The sequence below is a fragment of the Neolewinella antarctica genome, assembly GCF_011927835.1.
Classification (GTDB): Bacteria; Bacteroidota; Bacteroidia; order Chitinophagales; family Saprospiraceae; genus Neolewinella; species Neolewinella antarctica.
Map to the genome: position 1 here is coordinate 235,619 of NZ_JAATJH010000004.1, position 22,012 is coordinate 257,630.

The 22,012-nt window shown below is 56.3% G+C and carries 21 protein-coding genes; 11 read left to right on the forward strand and 10 right to left on the reverse strand.

The annotated features are described in order from the left end of the window. The first annotated feature begins 232 nt into the window (after positions 1-232). From GGR27_RS13180 to GGR27_RS20620, 3 genes are all read left to right on the forward strand, one after another. A complete protein-coding gene (locus tag GGR27_RS13180; protein ID WP_209037941.1) occupies positions 233-1,072 on the forward strand; it encodes a class I SAM-dependent methyltransferase in 840 nt (279 codons plus the stop codon). Positions 1,073-1,196: 124 nt separating this feature from the next. Further along, positions 1,197-1,631 carry a hypothetical protein gene (locus tag GGR27_RS13185; protein WP_168038048.1) on the forward strand — a complete coding sequence of 145 codons (435 nt, stop codon included), beginning with the start codon at positions 1,197-1,199 and terminating at the stop codon, positions 1,629-1,631. A 32-nt stretch (positions 1,632-1,663) separates the two neighbouring features. After that, on the forward strand, positions 1,664-2,062 hold the full coding sequence (locus tag GGR27_RS20620; RefSeq protein WP_406603641.1) for a transposase family protein: 399 nt from the start codon (positions 1,664-1,666) through the stop codon (positions 2,060-2,062). Positions 2,063-2,228: 166 nt separating this feature from the next. Here GGR27_RS20620 and GGR27_RS13195 read toward each other — a convergent pair whose 3' ends face one another. The 5 genes from GGR27_RS13195 to GGR27_RS13215 all read right to left on the reverse strand — a co-directional run bounded on the left by GGR27_RS13195 (position 2,229) and on the right by GGR27_RS13215 (position 7,558). Further along, a complete protein-coding gene (locus GGR27_RS13195) occupies positions 2,229-3,299 on the reverse strand; it encodes a WD40/YVTN/BNR-like repeat-containing protein (RefSeq protein ID WP_168038050.1) in 1,071 nt (356 codons plus the stop codon). A gap of 576 nt (positions 3,300-3,875) precedes the next feature. Then, positions 3,876-4,844, reverse strand: coding sequence for a ribose-phosphate pyrophosphokinase (locus GGR27_RS13200; protein ID WP_168038052.1), 969 nt, complete (start codon positions 4,842-4,844; stop codon positions 3,876-3,878). A gap of 180 nt (positions 4,845-5,024) precedes the next feature. Next, the gene (locus GGR27_RS13205; protein ID WP_168038054.1) at positions 5,025-6,035 is read right to left on the reverse strand and encodes a c-type cytochrome; all 1,011 of its coding nucleotides are present in this window, start codon (positions 6,033-6,035) and stop codon (positions 5,025-5,027) included. 185 nt (positions 6,036-6,220) lie between these two features. Next, positions 6,221-7,105, reverse strand: a complete 885-nt coding sequence (locus GGR27_RS13210; protein ID WP_168038056.1) for a DUF5777 family beta-barrel protein — start codon at positions 7,103-7,105, stop codon at positions 6,221-6,223. A 66-nt stretch (positions 7,106-7,171) separates the two neighbouring features. Next, the gene (locus tag GGR27_RS13215; RefSeq protein WP_168038058.1) at positions 7,172-7,558 is read right to left on the reverse strand and encodes a hypothetical protein; all 387 of its coding nucleotides are present in this window, start codon (positions 7,556-7,558) and stop codon (positions 7,172-7,174) included. Between the two features lie 155 nt (positions 7,559-7,713). Here GGR27_RS13215 and GGR27_RS13220 point away from each other — a divergent pair, with 155 nt between their 5' ends. The 3 genes from GGR27_RS13220 (at position 7,714) to GGR27_RS13230 (ending at position 11,500) form a co-directional block, all read left to right on the forward strand. Further along, the gene (locus GGR27_RS13220; protein WP_168038061.1) at positions 7,714-8,127 is read left to right on the forward strand and encodes a BrxA/BrxB family bacilliredoxin; all 414 of its coding nucleotides are present in this window, start codon (positions 7,714-7,716) and stop codon (positions 8,125-8,127) included. A gap of 286 nt (positions 8,128-8,413) precedes the next feature. Then, positions 8,414-10,819, forward strand: coding sequence for a type IX secretion system anionic LPS delivery protein PorZ (porZ, locus tag GGR27_RS13225; protein WP_168038063.1), 2,406 nt, complete (start codon positions 8,414-8,416; stop codon positions 10,817-10,819). A gap of 189 nt (positions 10,820-11,008) precedes the next feature. Beyond that, entirely contained in the window at positions 11,009-11,500 is a 492-nt protein-coding gene (locus GGR27_RS13230; RefSeq protein WP_168038065.1) for a hypothetical protein, read from the forward strand. A 178-nt stretch (positions 11,501-11,678) separates the two neighbouring features. Here GGR27_RS13230 and rlmN read toward each other — a convergent pair whose 3' ends face one another. After that, the gene (gene rlmN, locus GGR27_RS13235; protein ID WP_168038067.1) at positions 11,679-12,743 is read right to left on the reverse strand and encodes a 23S rRNA (adenine(2503)-C(2))-methyltransferase RlmN; all 1,065 of its coding nucleotides are present in this window, start codon (positions 12,741-12,743) and stop codon (positions 11,679-11,681) included. A 235-nt stretch (positions 12,744-12,978) separates the two neighbouring features. Here rlmN and GGR27_RS13240 point away from each other — a divergent pair, with 235 nt between their 5' ends. Together GGR27_RS13240 and GGR27_RS13245 are read left to right on the forward strand one after the other, a co-directional pair. Beyond that, positions 12,979-13,905 carry a phytanoyl-CoA dioxygenase family protein gene (locus GGR27_RS13240; protein ID WP_168038069.1) on the forward strand — a complete coding sequence of 309 codons (927 nt, stop codon included), beginning with the start codon at positions 12,979-12,981 and terminating at the stop codon, positions 13,903-13,905. Positions 13,906-14,008: 103 nt separating this feature from the next. Further along, positions 14,009-14,887, forward strand: coding sequence for a tetratricopeptide repeat protein (locus tag GGR27_RS13245; protein ID WP_168038071.1), 879 nt, complete (start codon positions 14,009-14,011; stop codon positions 14,885-14,887). A 204-nt stretch (positions 14,888-15,091) separates the two neighbouring features. Here the strand turns inward: GGR27_RS13245 and GGR27_RS13250 are convergent, their stop codons facing one another. The 3 genes from GGR27_RS13250 to GGR27_RS13260 form a co-directional block, all read right to left on the reverse strand. Next, positions 15,092-16,165, reverse strand: a complete 1,074-nt coding sequence (locus tag GGR27_RS13250; RefSeq protein WP_168038073.1) for a M50 family metallopeptidase — start codon at positions 16,163-16,165, stop codon at positions 15,092-15,094. Between the two features lie 66 nt (positions 16,166-16,231). Next, positions 16,232-17,341, reverse strand: a complete 1,110-nt coding sequence (locus GGR27_RS13255; protein WP_168038075.1) for a lysylphosphatidylglycerol synthase transmembrane domain-containing protein — start codon at positions 17,339-17,341, stop codon at positions 16,232-16,234. A gap of 59 nt (positions 17,342-17,400) precedes the next feature. After that, positions 17,401-18,366, reverse strand: a complete 966-nt coding sequence (locus tag GGR27_RS13260; RefSeq protein WP_168038077.1) for an energy transducer TonB — start codon at positions 18,364-18,366, stop codon at positions 17,401-17,403. Between the two features lie 189 nt (positions 18,367-18,555). Here GGR27_RS13260 and GGR27_RS13265 point away from each other — a divergent pair, with 189 nt between their 5' ends. Together GGR27_RS13265 and der are read left to right on the forward strand one after the other, a co-directional pair. Beyond that, complete coding sequence (locus tag GGR27_RS13265) at positions 18,556-19,590, forward strand: hypothetical protein (protein ID WP_168038079.1); 1,035 nt, start codon at positions 18,556-18,558, stop codon at positions 19,588-19,590. A gap of 226 nt (positions 19,591-19,816) precedes the next feature. Further along, a complete protein-coding gene (gene der, locus GGR27_RS13270; RefSeq protein ID WP_168038080.1) occupies positions 19,817-21,118 on the forward strand; it encodes a ribosome biogenesis GTPase Der in 1,302 nt (433 codons plus the stop codon). 97 nt (positions 21,119-21,215) lie between these two features. Here der and GGR27_RS13275 read toward each other — a convergent pair whose 3' ends face one another. Further along, positions 21,216-21,419, reverse strand: coding sequence for a hypothetical protein (locus tag GGR27_RS13275; protein WP_168038081.1), 204 nt, complete (start codon positions 21,417-21,419; stop codon positions 21,216-21,218). Positions 21,420-21,545: 126 nt separating this feature from the next. Between GGR27_RS13275 and bcp the strand changes: the two genes are divergently transcribed. Beyond that, complete coding sequence (bcp, locus tag GGR27_RS13280; protein ID WP_168038082.1) at positions 21,546-22,007, forward strand: thioredoxin-dependent thiol peroxidase; 462 nt, start codon at positions 21,546-21,548, stop codon at positions 22,005-22,007. Positions 22,008-22,012 lie beyond the last annotated feature (5 nt).

The window sequence follows — 22,012 nt, forward strand, 5'->3', positions numbered from 1 at the left end:
AAATTCTGCGGCCTTCGCACTAACGGCTAATTCGGAGATGTTCTATCGTCAACTGCTAGTTTGGCTCCTTGAAATATTTAGACACGCTCTAAGATATTGATCTCATTCAGACTGCTGATTTTGATTAGTTAGACCATTACTTCTGATACTTTGCCAAACCATTTATGTGATTTTGTTAAAGAGTAGAGTGTTAAGTTTGCATCTACAGTCTCAATGATAAACAATCAAATTAATGACTCTGCGTTCATTCTACTATAAATTAACTCCTGGCCAAAGGCTGTGGGTACGTAAAATGTTTTACCTGCCACTAGATCTCTATGAGACCCTGTTCCAGACGAAAGGTGAAATGATGCCTTCCAGGGGTGACATATATACCGGTTCTGGAAACTTTCTGAAGAATGGAGAGATTCAGGTTGGCCAACTCCGAGAGTACTTGGAACTCCAAGTTGATGACGCGGTACTAGATATTGGTAGTGGTATCGGTAGAACGGCCATACCGTTGACTACTTATCTAAGCAGTAAGGGGGACTATGAGGGTTTTGATGTAGTACAAAAGGGGGTGAATTGGTGTAAAGATCACTTAACGACTCGGTTTCCAAACTTTCGCTTCCAGTATGTTCCCCTCCACAACGATCTTTACAATAATTCTACGGGGCAAGCCAGCAATTTTACCTTTCCTTATCCTGAACAAAAATTTGACAAGGCCTTTTTATTTTCCGTATTTACCCACATGATGGTAGAGGAGATAGATAATTACCTAGCTGAGATTGATCGAGTATTAAAACAAAACGGTAGTTGTTTAGCCACTTTCTTCCTCTATAATGAAGATAATGAGGACATGATATCTACCCAAAAAGGTTTTAAATTTCCCTGGCTCAAGGATGGCTATCGATTGCTCAACGAGGAAGTAAAATCAGCAAATATTGCGATCAGTGAGCTTACACTCGAGCAGTTACTATGTGGTAAAAATTTAATGGTTGACAGAATTATTGAAGGATACTGGAAGGAACATATAGGTAAGACCGGGGCGAATGATTTTCAAGATATTGTGGTTTTTAGAAGAAAAGAGTAATAATAGAGTTGTTTGTGGCTAAGTGACTGATTGTCAGCAGCAGCTATCTTAGCACCAAAATACAACTATGGCCATTAGCTACCAATCAATTCGAACGCAACGATAGTGGAGAGCCGCAACGGGCTTGACTCAAAAGCAATTTGAAGAGCTCACGCTAGCTTTTGCTAAAACCTACGAAGAATTTCATGAAAGTACGTTACAGGAGCAGTTGAGCGAACGCACTGACGAGCCTAAATTTAAGACGTACGAAGACATTCTCTTCTTCGTTCTCTACACCCTTAAAAGTGGACTAACCTATGACTTGCTCGCCCTAAGTTTTGACTTGTCCATCTCGGTTGCCTTTGAAAAGCAGGCGGTCGGGGTGAGACTTCTACAGATGACTTTACAGCAGGATGGGCATCTACCACAACGACAATTTGATTCACTCAAAGATTTAGAAAAACAACTTAAGGGTCATGACGAACTACTCATCGATGGCACGGAGCAAAGGAGACAACGACCTGTAAATCAGGATGATCAGAAAGAAGACTATTCGGGTAAAAAAAAGCCCACACGATAAAAAGCACTATTATTTCAACACCAGAACGAAAGATCTTATACGTAAGTCATCCCTACTGTGGCAGTGTCCACGATTACGCAATGGTGAAAGATGAATTTGATCCTGAACGAGCGGACTGGTTCAAAAACAAGGAGATGTGGATTGATTTAGGCTACCTAGGATTTGAAAAGGATTATGGAAGCAAAAGCTTGAGTATTCCGATTAAGCGACCACGGCGTAAGCAGAAAACCGATCCTAAAATCGAGTTCACGGAGGAACAGAAAACGCATAACAAAGCAGTAAGCTCAAAACGAATTTATGTGGAACATGCTATCGGAGGAATGAAACGATATCGGTTCCTGTCTGACCGTCTTAGATGTCGAGATGCTAATTTTTATTCCGTAGTCCTAGGCGTATGTGCTGGACTTTGGAACTTTCAGCTAACTCACTAATAATTAAGCCGAACAACTCTAAAGTCGTGTTAAGCTGACCGCCCGGTAAGCTACATTACTCGGTGTAGCTTGCTTTGCTCCTTCCCCAAACTCCACTGCACCCGCGACCGCGCATCTAATGATTAAAAGTAATAAGCAAAACCCACCATAATTTGAACGCCGAGCGTCACAACCGCACTATCTCGTAAAAGTCCGACCGGTAGTGCGACATGAACCACCGGCCGTCGCCCGCGTAATGCCCCATCCAGGTAATGGGGACTTCGAGGTCAAGCATTTCGGGGCCTACCGTGAGTGTTTCTTTCAGTACGGCAAAGGCTGATACTTCCAGGGGCACGGTGGAACTCTGCTCGCACTCACCGGTTTTGAGTAATAGCAAGACGCCGTCGGTCGCCAGGTCTCCGCCGAAAATCTGGGCTTCCGCGTCGTGCAGTAGCGTCCAGGTTGCGCCGCCGTCGGTGGACTGGTCGAGCCGCTTGTCACCGGCGTAAAGCAGGTTATCGTCGTCGGCGACGAAAAATTGGCCGTCAAAAAATACGTTGTCGAGTGGGTGGGCCGAGATTGGTTCTCCGGCGCGGTTCAGGGTTCTTAACTGGTTGTCGTCCACGCAGTACAAGCGATCTCCCCGGACGGTCAGGTTGAGGAGAAAGTTCTCCGCCGCGGTATAGATCCGGTCAAACGTCGCGCCACCGTCAACGGAGCGGGCGATGCCGCCGCCCGGGCCGTAACCGTTGATTACCGCGTAGAGATCACCGTCTTCGGCGACGACCAAATCGGAGAAGTAGTTACTGATGTTGGGGTAGGTGAACTCCGTGAATGATACGCCCCCGTCTTCCGTTTTTATCAGGCAGGCGGTGGTGTCATCCTTCCTACGGATCAGCCAGCCGGTTGCCGCGTCGGTGAATGCGTAGGCTTCGCTAGCGCCCGTGAAGGGCACGGGGCGGGTCGTCCAACTCACGCCCCCGTCGGTGGTTTTGTACAGTTCGCCGTCGTCCACGGCGTAACCGTTTTTTGCGTCGACCATCCGAAAGTTTTGGACCATTTCGTTGGTGTCGATGGACCCGTTCAGCGTGATGCTGAAGTTTTCCGGCGGGAAGGGGCCTATTTCTGCGTAACAGGCGAAATCGTCGTTGCAGTCGGTTAGGAATAGGAGGCTGCAGAGGAGGAATAGGAGTTGGGTCGTTGCGTTGGCTGGTGGGTGATTTTGCGCGCTCGTTTTTACTTGAAAGTGTGTGTGCATAGGTTTTTCCTGACTGGTGTTTCGGGTTTATGTGTTGGCTGACTTTTTTGCTTCGGGAGGAGCTACGAAAATCTGGGGAGAGAAGCCGGTAGCGGGTTAGGGTAGGTGATTAGTAGGTAGCTAAAGGAAAGGGGGTATCAACTTCTAAGATAGCGAAAAGAACACGGTGAGCTGTTAATTACGGTAGTAACCGCACTGGTCGCCAACGGAGGTGACTGCGTACGGGAACGTGATTCACGTAGTTCGGCAAACGATATTCGGCCAAACTACTCGCCGCGCCTAAGTCCTTGCTGTTTTTCCGGTAGACAATAAGAAAGGTCAATTCAGTGGGTAGCCGAAGACCAGTAGGTTAATTGCAAAGCAGGCGGAAGCGGGCGCGGACGCCGGTGCCGGGTAGGTTGGTGGAGCGCGGTGCCGCGCCGCTATACGGTTACCGCTAAGCCCCAAACCCGTAAGAAATCATTGTTCCTTATGGCTACTTTGTGCGCCCACTCAAATAGCTCTCGGGTTGCCTGATTGTCTACCGGCGGGAAGCTTGAATGCTGCTTTATCGGAAGAGGCGCAGTTCGAAAAACCTCACTTCTCATTCCCCACAAAAAGCGCAGAAATACTCTTATTATCATGCACATTCCGAATCGCCGTAGCAAACAACTTAGCCGAAGACAACACCTTGATCTTCGGACTAATCTGCTTCAGCGGCACCGCGTCACAAACGATTAAGGTCTTCAGCGCTGACTTCTCAATCTTCTCGTAAGCATCGCCGCTCAGGATCGGGTGGGTAGCGATGGCCTGGACGGACTTAGCACCTTTTTCCAGAATCAGGTCCGCCGCGCGACAGAGTGTGCCGGCCGTATCGACGAGGTCGTCGACGAGGATCACGTCCGCGCCCTTAACGTCACCGATCAGGGTCATGCCCGAGATTTCTCCGGCGCGCTTGCGGTACTTATCACAGATCACCATGTCCCGCTCGAAGTACTTGGCGTAGGCCCGCGCCCGCTTCACGCCGCCCATGTCGGGGCTTGCAAAGGTGACGTTGCTCATGTCCTGATTTTCGAAGTAGGGGATGTAGATGGCCTGGCTCTGGAGGTGGTCGACGGGGATGTCGAAAAAGCCCTGGATCTGGTCGGCATGCAGGTCGAGCGTCATGATGCGGTCCGCGCCGGCTTCCACTAAAAGGTTGGCGATCAGTTTCGCGCTGATGGGGACGCGGGGCTGGTCCTTGCGGTCCTGCCGGGCGTAGCCGAAGTAAGGCATTACGCAGCAGATGTAGCCCGCCGAAGCCCGCCGCGCCGCGTCGATCGTCAGCAGCATTTCCATCAGGTTATCGTGGGGCTGGAAGGTGGAGCCGATGATGAATACGTATTCGCCCCGGATACTCTGCTGGATGATGGGTTGCATTTCGCCGTCGTTGAACTTGGCAAACTTCATCGGGGTGAGCGCTTGCTCGTAAGTCGTGGCAATCTTCTCGGAGAGGTACTGCGTCTGGGTCGTCGAAAGGAGGGTGACGTGGCCGGTTAGCGGGGTTAGGTGGGGTTTGTGGGACATGGTTGATATGCGATATGCGATATATGAATCTCGATGGGCGATTTAACTGCGTTGCTGCCTACGGCGGTGGCTACCGCTGGTGTGTGCTCGCTGCCGCTCGTACTACGGAGTGTGGCTGAGAAATTGCAAGGTAAGTCCAGACGGGTACATAAAATGACCGCTGGGTAAAAGAACAGTGTGTCATTTAGCAGCTTCCCGCTCCAGGAAGGCCCGTAGGTCTTCCACCTGTAAATGACTCATGCGGCTCGCGGTGTAGTGCGGCATATAGGCGCGCTTGCCGGGCACGGGGCTAGTGCCGTAGCGGACGGTCTGGTAGGTAGAGTAGCGGTCGTACTTCGGAAAGTGCTTGGCCAGGTAGCGGTAGTGTACTTCGCTTTTTTCCATCAGGAAAAAACTGTAGCGTTGGCCGCCGTGGCAGTGCATGCAGGCGCGGTCGTAGAGGGCAGCGCCGCGTAGTGGGTCCGGAGCGGCGGAGACTGCGTAACCGATTTTACGGTCTGTGGGGGGAAGAACGAAGACGGCGGGGCTGGCTAGTGAATAGTTGGCCTTTAGCGTTTTGATGAACGCGACGTGCGTCATTGATTTTACCAGTAATTCCTCGTTGATGTCTTCAACACTTGGTGCCGTCGCGGGGAGGTCATTCAGTTTGAGGCCGATGGTGTGCAGGTAAGTGACGACGGATTCCATTTCCGCGGTAGACAAGGCTTCGCCCTGGGCGCACTCGGTGGCGCAGAGTTGGATGGCGCCGCGCAGGTCATTACGCGCGTGCTTGACGAGGTCACCGTATTTCTTTACGTAATCACCATTATAATAGGTCTCCCGGTTGACGGCGCCCCAGAGGGTGGTGGCCGGCAGGAAGGGCAAATAATGTTCTTCCGCGTAAGCCAGCCGGGTCTCGGGATCGGAAACGGTGAGCACGGGGTCCTCGCGGACGACGTTGTGGCAACTGGTGCACTTGAAGTGCGCGCTCTGGTTTTTTCCGCCCATTAACCTTCCCTCCAGTACGATCTGCCGGCCGAGCTCCAGGGAGCTGCCAGGAATATCGCGAACCCGAGTATCCTCTCGCACCGGTTCCCCTAACGCACGCAAAACCTCCACCACGGGCGTATCACCGTCGACAACGGGTAATTTTTCCGGGCGGCCAGCTAGGGCCAGTCCGAGCATAATCACGAGGGGAACGAAGTATTTCATGGCTTCTAATAAGTAAACTATGCATTCGTGTACGCGGCAACCTTCAATCAAGTCCCGGAGGGGCGTCTAACGTAGCGTGGGGATGCTTCCCCACGTTTTCGTTGCGCAAAGCGCCTTTCCGAACAAACATGGCACCCGCGACCGCGCCGCATAAGCTAATCCCGTACCTAGTGAAGAAGCCCAAACTAAAGATTAAACCAACGACTAATCGTAAACCCCATCCGGAATTCCCCATCCGCCCAACTATCGGACGTATAGGGAATATAATCCGTCTCAAAAATACCGGTCGCGTTCGTAAAATTAAGCTGAAAAACGTGGCCGCCCGTGTCCCACTCCAGGCCGAGGCCGACGGGGATCGCGTAGCCGTTCTTAGCCGTTATCGTGGAGCTGAACGGCACGGTCGCGTCGGCCAGGACGGCCAGGACGCGGGTGAGTTGGTAGCGCACCGCACCGCCGAGGCTGACCAGGGTGTTCTCCCCCGCAAACGGCACCAGGTTGCGGTGCGTGACGCCGGGGACGAGCTGCAAACTCAGCTTCTCACCGAATTTGCGCGCCACGACGACGCTGCCGTTGAACGCCAGGCGGTGATTGAACCGTGGAAAGCTCTGGATCAAGTTGCCGTTGCCCTCAATCTTTTGCTCCGTGCTGAAGGTCGCATTGCCCACCAGTGCCACGGAAACCGGGTTGCCCGTTTCTTCCTGATGGAGGACGCGGACTTTCACGACGGCGTTCAAATTTCTCCGCAAACCCGTCTGGCCGGAGGGCGTCACCCCGCCACCTTTCGCGCGGTAGAGCCCGGCGGTGAGGCGGTTCGTGATGCCGTATTCCGCACCGATGGCCACGTCCTCGGCGTTCTCTAGCCCGTAAAAAGTTTGCCAGCCGCCGCCGTCGCCGAACAGATCGCCGAAGCGGTGGCTGATGCGCACGTCGAGTTTGCCCCGCGGCAGGGTTTCTACGCTGTGGACGTTCACCGCCCGCGTGTCCTTAAAGCCCCGGCTGACGCGCTCGCGCTGGGCGCTGAGGCCGGTCAGGGTCAGTAGGAAGCAAAGGAGGGTGAGGTTTAATTTCATGGGTAGATTCTTGCGCGGTCGCGGGATGCAAGGATGATTTGCGAGTGGCACACCAGGCGTGGCGACTTACTCACGCGGATAACCGGCTTCGAGCCAGCAGGTAATCGTTTGGAGTTGCTCGGCGGTGAGGTCGGTGGGCCGGCCTTCCGGCGCGTAATCCGGTGGCATGCCGACGTTGGGGTTGTCCTTTTGCCGAACGACGCGCTGCCGGAAGGTGCCGGATTCAAGCGCGGGCAGCAGACCTTCGTAACCGTTGTAAACCCCCGGCGCACCCCCGAGGTGGCAACCGCTGTACGCACAAGTTTGCTCCACGATCGGGCGAATGTCGGCCTCGTAAGTCAGCGCCGTTCCGTCGCAGGGCGTCGCTACCGGCTCGGGGAGGGCGTCGGCCGCACAGCCACCTAAGAGATAGGTGGAGGCGACAATCAGGAAGGTAAATGGGTATTTATGCATGTGGTCAGACGGTGAAGTGGCCAGACTAGCCAACCAAACGGTGGCCTCAGGTGTAAACTAAAGCGTAAATACCGGGGAGTAAATCTCGCTAAAAAGTAGCGGAAATTAGCCCCTCGGTAAGCTATTCTACTGACACAACCCCAAAAATATCACCCATGTACCCGGTTGAACTCACGATCCCCATGTCCAAGGACTTAACCGCCTTCGGCTTCACCGGCCTGGCTAGCGCCGCGGAAGTCGACGCCGCCCTCGGCAAAAAAGAAGGCACCGCCCTGCTCGTCGTTAATTCCGTCTGCGGTTGCGCGGCCGGCATGGCCCGGCCCGGCGCGAAAATGTCCGTCCAGGGCGAAAAAGCCCCGACTAACCTCTACACCGTCTTCGCCGGCGTGGACAAAGAAGCCACCGCCCAGGCCCGGGAGCACCTGCTGCCTTACCCTCCGAGCAGCCCGTCGATCGCGCTGTTCAAGGACGGCAAACTCGTGCACTTCCTCGAGCGCCACCACATCGAAGGCCGCTCGGCGGAGATCATCGCCGAGAACCTCAAGATGGCTTACGATCGGTACTGCTAGATCGCCCGCCTCAGCCCCCACCAGGAAAATCCCGTAACCCCTTCACTGAGGTTGCGGGATTTTTTGTACTCCGGAGCTTGTTGTGTAGCCACTCAGGTCGAACGACCGATCAGTCACGACCGAAAGAGTTACTGTCGGGAGAGAACTAACTTAATTCTCGCCCGCCAGGGCGGTAACTGACGCCCCGGGTACAAAATGAAACTAGCGCACGGCACCGGGGCCACGTTCCACCACCCGCAAGTCTCTTTCCCCGGCCACCCGAACCCAGGCAGCGTAACTTTACCCCATGCTTCGCAACTTCCTCATCGCCTTCGCTATCCTAATCAGCTTCGCTACCGCCCCGATAGCTATCGGGGCGCAAGACTCCCTTGCCCGCAGCGCGACGGATAGCCTTGGCGAATGGCGCACCCTGCAGTCCTACACCCGCGGCACTTACGTAACGGAGAGCGAAAACTCCATCATCTACACCACCGGGCGGGCCATTTTTTACCTCGACAAGGACGACCTGAGCATTACCACCCTAGCCCGGGAAGACGGGCTGGCCGACGCCCGCATCCGCCTCCTGCGCTACCACCAACCCACCGAAACGCTGCTGATCGTCTACGAAAGCGGGGTGATCGACCTGCTGCGCGACAACCGCTTCACGACGCTCCGCCAGATCGATAACTTCAACTTCAACGGCGACAAAACCATCTACAGCCTCTTCTTCGGCGAAAACGACATCGTTTACATCTCCGCCGGCTTCGGCGTGACGGCTCTCGACCTGAAGGACGAAACCTTCCCCTTCACCACTTTCACCGGCGTGCGCGTCAACGGCAGCGCGGAGCACGAAGGCTTCCTCTACGCAGCGACCGAAGAAGGCGTGTACCGCGTGCCCCGCAACGACGACGTTAACCTGAATGACTTCGGTAACTGGACGCTCCTCGGCCAGCGGGATAGCCTGCCCGGCGACTACAGCTCGACGGTCATCAACGTCTACCGGGGTCGGCTTTACTTTAGCGTCGGCACGGACATTTACGTTTACGTGGACGGTACCGCCCGGCTATTTTTCGACGAGGACGACGACAAACCCCACCGGGTCGAGTACCTCACCGTCGGCCCCAATTTTCTCCTCGCCGGCTACCGGTGTACGGACCTGGAGGAGGGGTGTAGCGCCCGCCAGATTACGCTGCTCGACGAGAGCGGGCCCCGGCGCACTTTTTCTACCTGCGTCTTCTTCACCCGTTACGCCATCGAGGACTCGCGCGGTCGCATCTGGTTCGGCGAGGATTACGTTATTTCCGGCATCCGCTACTTTGATGATGCGGAAAGCACCGACTGTAATACCGTCAGGTACGGCGGCCCGACGAACGACCAGAACAACCGCTTACTGCACGATGGCACTTCGCTGTGGGTCGCCCCGTCCGTGCTGAACGAGAACTTCGGCCCCATTTTCGATTTCTTCGGGGTTTACCGCTTCAACGACCGTAGCTGGCGGGGGATTAACCGCGATAACACCGCCGCTTTTCTGGGTAAAGACGGCGTCCGTGGGGGGGACAACGACGTGGCTTCGATCGTCGACGTACACTACGACCCCATCAACAAACTGCACTGGTTTTCTTCCTTCTACGAGGGCGCCATTGCCTACGACGAGGCCACCGACGAGGGCACCTTGTTCGACGAAACCAACAGTACGCTGAGCGAAACCAATGGCGACCCGAACCGCATCCGGGTGGCCGGTGCGGTCACGGACGCAAACGGCTTCACCTACCTGGCGAATAGCGCCGCCGACGACGGGGCCATCATCGCCGTCCGCAGCCCGGAGGGAGAATGGGCGGACCTCGGTAAGAATTGTGGTCTGAACCGGGCGCTGGCCGTAGAAATCGATCCGAATGGCTACCTCTGGGTCATTCACGCTAAGGAGGGCATCACCGTTCTCGACCCGATGGGGACGCCCATGGACCCCTCCGACGACCGTTGCCGGACGATCACCACGAACAATAGCCAGCTGCCAAACAACATCGTACGTAGCATTGAAGTCGATCTGCAGGGCGTCGTTTGGGTGGGCACTTCCGCCGGGGTCGTCCTGTTCGAATGTGCTAACGACGTCTTTAACACCGAGCGCTGTACGGGTCGCCGCCCGGTCGCTACGGCGGATGATTTCGGGGCTTCCTTGCTCGAAACCGAGGAAGTCCTGAGCATCACCACTGACGGGGGCAACCGCAAGTGGATCGGCACCAACGGCGGGGCTTACTTATTGTCGGAAAATGGCGAGGAACAGCTGCTGTTCTTCGACTCGGGCAACAGCCCCCTGCTCGACAATACCGTGCGGGACGTCGCCATCGACCCCACCACGGGCGTCATCTACTTCGGCACGGAACTGGGCATCATCAGTTACCGGGGCGACGCGACGAGCGCCGAGCGTGGGTTTGCGTCGGAGCTGGTCGTTTTTCCCAACCCGGTGGAGCCTGGGTACGACGGGCCGATTGCCATCCAGGGACTTTCCCGCAACGCGCGGGTCAAGATTACGGACGTATCCGGTAAGCTGATCGACACGGGTACGGCCATCGGTGGGCAGTACGTCTGGGGCGGGGCTGACTACACGGGGCGGCGGGTGCAGACGGGCGTCTACTTGGTTTTTGCGTCCAGTAACCAACGGTTTAGCGGGGAAGATGCAACCAGCGCGGTTGGTAAGATTGTCTTCGTTAGGTAAGGCGGGCGCCCCGATAGCTATCGGGGCGGGATGCCGTGTTTTTTGGGAATGCCAGTGCACACCGGTTTACTTGTTGCGCTAATCGGCCATCCTAGTGAGAAACCCTACGGGAAGATTATTGACCTATCCTTAGTACGTACATCGGGGTGCCGTAACTTGGTCTACCTTTGCGCCACGACACTTACCAACATGACCCCCCGTTACACTTACCAATCCGAACACCAAGCCGCCGGGCAACACCGCTGGATTCATTTCCTGCAATTCGCCGGCGCTTTCTTGCTGCTCCTGGCCGGCCTCTACGAACTCTACTTGTTCTTCACCGACTGGACGGCCACCGAGGAAGACCACAGCTACTGGCACTTGGTTTTCGCCCTGATTTACCTGGCGATTAGCGCACTACTGGCGTACTCTGGCACCCAACACGTAGGCCACTCCGCCGACCCCGCGGAACGGTTCGTGCGTATCGACGACAAGAAACTGAGCTGGAGCCTACACCAGCAACCGGAAACGGAGGAGGTCGCCCTGACCAACATCGCTTCTTTCACGCAACCCAACGTGCGGGATTTGCGCCTGGTACTCGTGGGCGGAGGCGAGAAAGTATTGCCCATCTACCTGATTTCTGACCAGGAAAAGCAAGAAGAACTGGTGGACGTTTTACGGAAGCTAGTCGCGAAGGGTTAATTCTATAACAGAGGGCAACGACGAGTTACGACAGACTACTACAGTCACATGGCTATAGTCGTTGAAGTGGCAACCGGGGTAGTCAGTTCCCCCTACGTAGTCAAATCACCCCCCCCCCCTTCGACAAAGAATCGTCCCTCCCCCACGGGGAGGGATAAGAGGGAGAGGGCTCCCCTACCTACTCCTTATTAGCCAACTGTCCACAAGCCGCATCAATATCCTTCCCCCGGCTCCGCCGCACGGTAACCATCACCCCGCGGTCGCGCAAATAAGTAGCAAAATCGTCGATCCGGTGCGCCGTCGACTTGCGGAAGGGCGCGTTGTCGATCGGATTGTACTCGATGATGTTGACCATGCTGGGGAACTCCCGGCAGATGCGGTAAAGGTTCTCGGCGTCTGCGGGCGTGTCGTTGAAATCCTGGAAGGTGATGTACTCGATACCAATCCGCTTCTTGGTCTTTTCGTAGAAGTACTTGAGACTGGCGACGAGCACTTCCAGGTTGTTGCTCTCGTTGATGGGCATGATCTCGTTCCGCTTCGTATCGTCGGCGGCGTGGAGGCTGATGGCGAGGTTGACCTTGGTGTCCTCGTCGGCGAGCTTGGTGATCATCTTGGCGATGCCGGCCGTGGAGACGGTCAGGCGGCGCGGGGCCATGTGGAGGCCGGTATGGGAGGTGATACGGTCGATGCTCTGCACGACTTCCCGGAAGGCCAAAAGTGGCTCCCCCATGCCCATGTAGACGATGTTGGTCAGTGGCTTACCGTAGGTTTCCAGGCACTGCTCGTTGACGAGGTAGACCTGGTCGTAGATCTCGGCGGCGGTGAGGTTGCGCAGGCGCTTCATCCGGCCGGTGGCGCAAAAGGTGCAGCTCAGGCTACAACCTACCTGGCTAGAAACGCAGACGGTAAACCGGTCACCGTCCTCCACGGGGATGAGCACGGACTCGATTAGGTGCCCGTCGTGCAGGCGGAAGCGGTTTTTGATCGTGCCGTCCGCACTGCGCTGGACTTTGTCTTCCGTCATCACCGGGAAGGAGAACTGCTCCTTGAGGGAATCCCGTAATTTGAGGGACAGATTGGTCATCTCGTCGAAGTTCCGCGCGCCCTTCTTCCACAGCCATTCGTAGACTTGCTTGGCCCGAAAGGGCTTCTCCCCCCGCAAAACCATTGCGGAAGTAAGTTCCGCTACGGAAAGGCCACGGATGTCTTTTAGCTGAGGCGGGTGAACGATGATGGCAGACATGGGAAATAATTCTGTAACCGGAAGGTGATCGGGAATGGTCAGTTCTGGCGGACAAAAAGGAATACGAAGGTAGTGGTTTGCTGGTGAAGGCAACTCCCCAGAGGCACACCGCACGATGGAGGCCGGACCGGGAATAGCACCAACACCGGGTGCAGGCCGAACGTTGAGCAAAGGTCGCCGCTGGCTGTGTATATTTGACTAAGTAGAACCCCGTTGACGGAAAATACCACTCATTATGATCCGCAGATTAAAACTAGCCTACAGCCTCTACAATTTCTTCCACCGCAAACCGCTGGAGCACAACTTGGAGGCGTACGGTAAGCTGGGCATCAAGAAGACATATTTCTCACCGGTCTCCAGCGCGGATTTCGTGGGCAAGGACGGTGACTTTTTAAGGGGGGCGGAGGAGGTTCCGGAAGCGGCGGCTACCAATCTGTACGCGGGGCTGGACAAAGCGGCCCAAGATTCGATCGACGAATTCGAAGAACGAGGGTATTGCGTCCTACCCGGCTTTCTGGACACCGCCACCGCCGACCGGATCAACACCGAAATCGATGAGCTAAAAACAGCCGGGGAACTGGAATTCAGCTACAACGAAAAGCTGATGTTCGCGATCCGAAAGTCCGAGTTTTTGTCCGAGCTGTGGAACGGCGAAGACCTACTGACTTTACTGAGCACTCTCATCAAAGGTCGTGCCCGGCTCTTCCAGAGCATCAACTTCCTGCACGGTAGCCAGCAGAAAACCCACTCGGATAGCATCCACATGACCACCTTCCCCCTCGGTGGCCTACTCGGCGTCTGGCTCGCGCTGGAAGACATCGAACTCGACAACGGCCCGCTCCACTACTACCCCGGCAGCCACAAAATGCCTTACTACCTCAACACGGAGTACGGTAACGAAGGCGACTGGCTGCTGACGGGCGAGAAAACCTACGGGGATTACGAGACGATGATCGCCGACAAAGTAGCCGGCACCAGCTACGAGAAAAAAGTATTCCTCGCCAAAAAAGGCGATCTTTTCATCTGGCACGCGAACCTGCTGCACGGCGGCGAACCCCACCTGAACCCGGACAGAACGCGTAAAAGCATGGTGCTCCACTACTTTGACGCCAACCGCGTCTGCTACCACGAAATCACCCAGCGGCCGGCGCTGTTTATGTAACTTTTACCGCCCGCCCGGGTTACCTTTTTCCGGTAAAATTAAAACCACCTTACCGCTACCCCGGTCGTCAAAATTAGTACGATCGACAATCAATTTTCTACCCTTGCGCGACGGCCACTACATCGACCCCAACTACCTAGCCCTGTACGAAGAAGCCCTTCGCTACGATAAGGTCGGCGACGTATACACGGCCGTGAAATTGCTCAAAAAAGTGATCCGCCTCGCCCCGGAATGGCCGGAAGGCTACGTCGCTCTGGGTTCCATCTACGACCGGCGGAAGGAATGGAAACCCGCGTTTCACTACTTCAAAAAGGCCGTCGCCATCGACGCCAACGACCGGGAAGCGTGGTGGAAACTGAGCCTTGCCGCCACCGGCCTCGGTCGCCTGGGGGTAGCCGGCAGCGTCTGGACGAAGTTCGGCTTCGACAAAATCCGGCTCGACCGCCCCGTCAACCTGGAGATCAGAACCGACAAAGGCTTCGAAATACTCTGGATGCAGGCCCTCGACGCCGCCCGTGGCCGCATCCTCAGCATTCCCCACCCCCACAGCGGTCTCCGCTTCCGCGACATGATGCTTTACGACCGGCGCAGCATCGTCGGCAGCAACGTCCACGCCCGCAAACGGGTCAACGTGTACCGCTCGCTCGACCGGCTCAAAAAATCCCCGTACCTGACCTTCAGCTGCCTGCTGCACTCGAGTGCGGACGACGCGGTCAACCAACTGGAAAAACTCTGCTTCGAAGCCGGTTTAGGTTTTGAAGTCTGGAGCAACGCCTCCCGGACGACGCGCATGAATTTCGAGCAAGCGACAAAAACGGAAAAAGACAACTTCCCGGAATACTACAACGACCTCGTGCCCCGCCCCGACCACGGCACCACGCTCGTCGCCATGGCCGCCATCCACCAGGCGGAAGTGGAGCGGGTACTCAACACCTGGGAGATTATCTCGTTGGAAGGGTTCTCGGATTTACGAAGCTACTAGCGTGCGTTGAATGAGCTGGTGTGATTTTTTTGAACACACGAAGCACAAAAGAAACAGAAAACAAAAGCTGTTCTACAAGCCCAAACGGAACTACAAATACCTTTTGTGCTTTTGTACCCTTTTGTGCATTTTGTGTTCCCTCTTTTTAAAGTTTTGTGTTTCTGTGCTTTTGTGGCTAAAAAACCCCTGTTCAAAGGGGGTGATTCACTTCCCCAGCACCCGCATCACATCCTCCGTAAAAACAAACCCAACCAGGCGCCGCCGCTCCCCGTAAACCGCCGCCCCGTAGACGTTGGCGTCCACGATTCGCTCGGTCACTTCCAGTAAGTTTTCTCCCGGGTGGGCGGAAATGAATTCTAATTCAGTCACTTCCCCAATCAGCCCTTTGGCTTTAGGGTCCTCTTCTTCAAGTACTTCCCGGGCTACGAAACCACTTAGCTGGTTCCACTGACTATAAACGGGCAGAACGGGCCAGCCGGTCTTGTCGAACAGCGCGACCGCTTCCCGTGTGGGGGTGCCGACGTAAATTCTTTGTTCCATCACGGGGCCGTCGTTCGTGCGCAGAACGTGCTCGATGGGGTAGGCCGCCAGCCGCCGCCGTTGCCAGCCGTCCCGAAAGGTGACGACGGACATCGTGACGATGAACGCCGCGCCGAGCCCGAGCAGCGGGTCGCCCAGCAAGTAACTGACGTAGATGAGGGCCAGCCCGATGACGATGCCGAGAACGGTCACGACGACCGTCGCGGGCCGTTCGCCGAAGGGGCCACGGAGGACGGCGCGGAGGATACGGCCACCGTCGAGCGGGTAGGCGGGTAGGAGATTACCGAGGGCGAGGAGGACGTTTACGATGACGGTAACGCCGAGTAATTGGTCGAAAAGACTCGGCTCCACCACGAAGTTGCCGGCCAGGTTAAGGAAACCGCGCAGGATCAGTTCGCCATTTGACTGGGCAAGTAAAATCGGTAAGGCAACGGCCGCTAGGAGGAGATTGGCTAGGGGTCCGGCGGAATAAATCAGTACTTCATCCAGCCGCCGCTGGGGTCGGTCGGGCAGGTAAGCACCGCCGCCGAGGGGGAAAATGATGATGCGTTCGGCGAGGACGTGGCGGGTGCGGGCCATCAGCGCGTGGCCGAGCTCGTGGACCAGCACGAACAGAAACAGCAGGATGGCAATGGCCGCGTACCAGGTCATGGCTTCGGTAACGAGGCCCTGGCCCGGGCGGTAAGAAAAGTACAGGATGGCGGGTGGCACGAGGAGGAAAGTCCAGTGAACGTCCACGGGGACCCCGAAAACATTGCCGATGCGCCAGGATTTGCTGAGGATAGTAGCTTGGATTTACCCTGGTTAGATGTTGGCGCGCGGCTTTTTGTTGTGCGGGCCCGGCTCTTCACCCACCACCTTCGCACCCGCGACCTCGCCCCCGCGATTAATAATGGGCAAAATCAGCAGCGCCAGGCCACCGATGAGCACGTTACAACCGACGCTGATGGAGAAGAAACTGATGTTGGCCCAACTGAAAGCATTGAGTGCGCTCACGCCGTAAAGTTGCAGCGCCTCACCGGTGAGGAGGTGGTAGGTCCCCATGCCGCCGGGGCTCGGGATGACGATGCCCCAACCGCCGCTGACGAAGGTGACCAGCGCGGCGACGTAGGGCAGGTCGGCCGTCGGCGCGAAAGCGTAAAAGGTGAAGACCGTCATCAGAAAATACATCACCCAAATGTTGAGTGTGTGGACGGCGAAGAGGGCGGGGGTTTTAACTTGCAGCGCCGTCTGGATGCCCTCGCCGAAGCCCTTCAGAATGTTGATAATCTTCTGGCCCACGGTCGTTGCCAGGATGCGCTGTCGCTGGTGCCAGGCCAAAAACAGGAAGAGCAAAGTGATCACGGCCACCACCCCGAGCACCCAGGTCAGACTGGCGAATTTGGATAAATCGACGGTCTCCAGCACCCAGTCCATGATGGTCTCCCGGCCGAGAAACAGCGCCAAAGCCGTGGCGCACAGGATCATGATTACGTCCACGATCCGTTCCACGACGACCGTGCCGACGACCCGCTCCAGACTGATCTTTTCGTAGCGCGCCATCGTTGCCGACCGCAATATTTCTCCCAGGCGCGGGAAGCCGAGGTTAGCGAAATAGCCGAGGTTAATTGTCAAAAATGCGTTACTCAGGCTTGGTTTGGAGCCGAACACCCGCAGCATCATGTTCCACCGTAGCGCCCGGCTGAGGTTGCTCACGCAGAAGGCGATCAGCGTCATCAGGAGCCACCAGGCGTTGACGCTCCGGAAGTCCGCCGCCAGTTTGTCGAGCAGGCTGCACTGGTCCGCGGGGATGCCGTCTTCCTGGCACTGCAGTAGGTAGGCCGCCTGCTGGCTCCGGTAGAGAAGGAAGAGAATGCCGAAGCCTACGCCGATGAAGAGGAGGAATTTGAGGACGTTGGCTAATTGCTTGTTCATGGAGCGGCGAAGGTAGCGGGGTAGGGCGAAAAGAAATGATGTGTTGCTGCGACGCGATGCTATTCGAGTTTGAACTTGACCGGTAGGTTGAACAGTACCCGCACCTTTTCCCCGCCCTGCTCGCCCGCCTCCCAGTCGGGCATGAGGCTCACGACGCGGAGTAGCTCCGCGGAAACGTCGGTATCGAGGCCCCGAATAACTTCGACGTCGCCGAGGCTACCGTCCTTTTCAACGACAAATTTAACGACGCCAATGCCCTGGACGCCGAACTGGCGGGCGTGGCTCGGATAGCGGATATTCTTGTAGATGAACTCCAGCATGTTCCGATCCGCGCATACTTTTCGCTCGTCGTAATCGCTAATGGATTCGCAACCGGGGAAAAGGGGCATCTTTTCGGGGAGCCGCAGGGCCACGTCGTCGTTGGCGCTGACGGGCGTACTGCTGTCCGTTATTTTTTCCCCCGCCCGGTATTCGATTGTTTTCGTGACGGAGCCATCGTCTTCGTAGTAGGTGCTCGTGCCGTCCAACTCGTCGCTTTTGTATTCGTACGTCTGCCGGAGCACGCCCTCGTTGCTGTAGGATTTCCAGAGCCCCGACTTCTCACCGGCAGCGTATTCCCCTACTTCTTTGACCCGGCCGTTGCGGTGGTAGTCCGTGGATATTCCTACTCTTTTTCCCGCAACGTACTGACTTTCACTCCGGAGCGGGCCGTCGTCGTACCAAGTTTTGTACGTACCCACCGGGGTGGTCATGCGCCGGTCCGTGTACTCACCGTAGCTGATGATCTGTCGGGTGCTGGGGAAGTAGGTGCGCCGGACGTAGCGGTCGCCGAGTTTAGAAATCGCCGTTTGGTAGGTCGTGCTGACTTCTGTTTCGCCGGGCTGGAAATCGTCGTTATACAGACCTTTGAACTGGGCGTTGGACAAAATTGACGGCCGAACGGCGCAGGCAAGACAACAAATGGACAGAAAAGCAACCGTAGCGAGGCGGAAAATAGGGTGGGGAGAAAAGGAGAGAGACTGCATCGAAAATAGGAATAATGGATTAGGGCGCAAAGGTAAGCCGTTAGCCGGACTGGGTTGCGGCACCGGCTGACTGGGCTGTGGTACCTAATAACCAGCTACTTCAACCTGATTTATCATTTGTTACGCAGAGGGAAGACGTAATTCAGCCTTCAACCCGGTAAACCCACAATCCCTACCTTACGAGCACCGATGAAAAAGAAAGTGATCGTCCCCGTCCGCCCGCCCCTGCGCGCCTACCTGCGCAAGCACCGCCGCGAAGTCAAACTGCCCCTCCAGTACGAGGACCTCAACCGGTTCCAGCAGACCGTTAGCCTCCTCAACCACGCCGGCGAAGACACGCTTTGGCAAACGATTTTCTACGACGAGCACGAGCGGACACCCGTCATGAAGGGCCTCAAGGAAATTTACGCCCTGCTGCGGATGGGCGGCGACATGTCCGCCCTCGAACACCTGGAGGTCGACCGGATCGACTACTGCCTGTTCGGCAATACCAACCCGTTCCGCGTCCGCATCATCAACCGGCTGAACGACAACTACGACCACTACTACGTCAAGAAAACCGACGCGAACCGGGTCTACGGGCTGGAGCTGGAAGAACTCCTCAGTCCGGAATCCGTCAGTTACATGGTCGACGGCGATACGCTGATCGAGGAACACATCGCCGGCATCCCCGGAGACGACTTTTTCAGATCAAACCTCGACGATACCGTTTTCAACCAAATCCGGATGGCGAAGGAGTTCGTCAAGTTCAACGAGCGGTGCTTCGTGCGGCTGCTCGGCGACATGCGGGCCTATAATTACGTGATCGACATTACGCCGGACATCGAGGGTAGCCAGTTTCGCTTCCGGGCCATCGACTTCGACCAGCAGTGCTATGAGGGGAAGAAGTCGTTTTACCTGCCGCAGTACTTCAAAGAAAATTACCCGATCATCAACCTCGGTATCCAACACATCGGCCCCCCAGCCGTCCGGCAGTACCAGCTGGAGGAGCGGGCCATGATCGGTGCCCGCATCCGGGTCGGTAACCGTCGGGTCCGGGATTTGCTGAAGATCATTTCGGAGGACGAGGTATCCTCCCCGGCAAAAACGCAGCAGTTGAAGGAAGAGCTCAACGCGCACCACGAGACGCGGCGCTTCGACCGGTGTACTTCGATGGGGGACGTGTTGCAGACGCAGTTGCGGTTGGCGTTGCAGAAGGAGTTTTACCAGAGTTTTAAGGATTGAGAATTTACTAGTCCGTATGGGTATTCTCTGGTACTAAATCATTACGCCAAAAAAACTTTCTCCGAACGCCAAAGGCCGGGGCATTGCTTGCCCGTAACTAACTAAGCTAACAGCCTCGCCAAACCACCGTATCTTCGCGCCCCCGCACCCTGCACCTGCGCCTACGCCCAAATATTAAAAGGCCGTGGTGAGAGGAGTCAGAACGTGCACAAAATACGAGCCCCCCATGGACATCATCGCAATAGTAGGCCGCCCCAACGTAGGCAAATCAACCCTCTACAACCGCCTCATTGGTGAAAAACAGAGCATCGTCGACGACCAGAGCGGCGTGACGCGCGACCGCCAGTACGGCCAGTCGCACTGGAACGGTAAGGAGTTTGCCGTCGTCGACACGGGCGGTTTCGTGCGGAACAGTGAGGACGTTTTTGAAGCCGCCATCCGCGACCAGGTCGAAATCGCGATTGACGAAGCCAAGGTCATCATCTTCATGGTCGACGTCTCCACCGGCGTCACCGACCTCGACCAGCAGATCGCCCGGATGCTCCGCAAGACGAATAAGCCCGTCTTCCTGGCCGTCAATAAAGTCGATAACCAGACGCGCCAACTGGAGGCGGCCGAGTTTTGGTCGATGGGCTTTACCGAGACGCACAACCTGAGCTCCGTCACCGGCTCCGGCACGGGTGACTTGCTCGATGCCGTCGTGGAACACATTACTAACTTCGTGGAGGAAGAGTCAACTATTCCCCAGATCGCCATCGTCGGCCAACCGAACGCCGGTAAATCGAGCTTCATCAACGCTTTATTGGGCGAGGAGCGCAACATCGTCACCGAGATCGCCGGCACGACGCGCGACTCGATCAACAGCTACTACAATAAGTTCGGTCACGAATTCAACCTCATCGACACGGCCGGGATTCGCAAGAAGGCCAAAGTCTACGAAAACCTGGAGTTCTACTCCGTCATGCGTGCCATTAGGGCCATCGAAAAGTCGGACGTGGTCGTGCTGCTCATCGACGCTGCCGACGGGGTGGAAAGTCAGGACCTGGCTATTTTCCGCATCGCGCAGAAGCGGAATAAGGGCATCGTGATCGCCGTCAATAAGTGGGATTTGGTCCTCGACAAGGAGACCAACACCACCCGCGACGTCGAGATCAAGACCCGCGAGCGCTTTGCCCCCTTCACGGACTTGCCGATCATTTTCATGTCCGTGCTGGAAAAGCAGCGCATTATGAAAACCGTCGAGGCGGCCATGAAAACCTACGAGAACCGGACGCGCCGCATTCCAACGTCCAAGCTCAACGACGTCATGCAGGCGGCCATGGCGCGTTACGCGCCGCCCAACCACCGGGGCCGGGAAATCTCCATCAAGTACGTCGTGCAGCTACCGATTGCCTACCCCGCTTTCGCTTTTTACTGCAACCACCCGCAGCACATGAAGGACAGCTACAAGCACTATCTGGAAAACCAGTTGCGGGAGAATTTTGACTTTACGGGGGTGCCGATTTCTATCTTTTTCCGAAAGAAGTAGGAGAGTAGGAAGAATTAGGCGGTAGGCGGTAGCGATGTGATATTCGCCTACCGCCTACCGCCTACCGCCTACCAGCCTACCAGCCTACCAGCCTACTTCACTTCTCCACCGCAAAGTGCCGCCGCAGCAACAAATAAACCACCGGCCCCACCAGCGGAAACAGCAGCACGGCGTACACGATGCCATTACTCAGGCCGGCCTGCGAGCGCTCGGCCAGGTCCACGCGGGCTTTTTTCAGGATGGGCCAGTAGATCAGCACGGCCACGATAAGTACGGCCAACATGACCAGGAATTGACGCATAATTTCTTTTGGTTTTTTAACGCGGCCGCGGGTGCAGGGTTTACGCGGAAGCAAGGATTCGGGGCGGGCAATTCGTGCTGGGGCCGGCTCGCTAAACCTGTCTTCCACCGCAGCCGTTACTCCAGCATGATCAAGCCAGCCCCGGGCGACAAAGCCCCCGATTTTACCGGTACCCTTCACGACGGTTCCGCCGTCAGCCTCACCGACTTTGCGGGCAAGAAGCTCATTCTTTTCTTCTACCCCAAAGACGATACGCCCGGTTGCACCGCCGCGGCCTGTAGTCTGCGGGATAACTTTCAGGAATTGAAAGACAAGGGATACGCCCTCCTCGGCGTCAGCCCCGATAAGCCTGCGAAGCACCAAAAATTTATCGCGAAGTACGATCTCCCGATGCCCCTCCTGGCCGACGAAACGCACAGCGTGATGGACACCTACGGCACCTGGGGGCCGAAAAAGTTTATGGGCCGCGAATACGACGGCGTGATCCGAACGACCTTCGTCATCGACGAAAACGGTGTGGTCGACCGGGTGTACGACAAAGTCAAGACCAAGCAACACGCCGAACAAATCCTCGCCGACGAAGCCTAACGTCC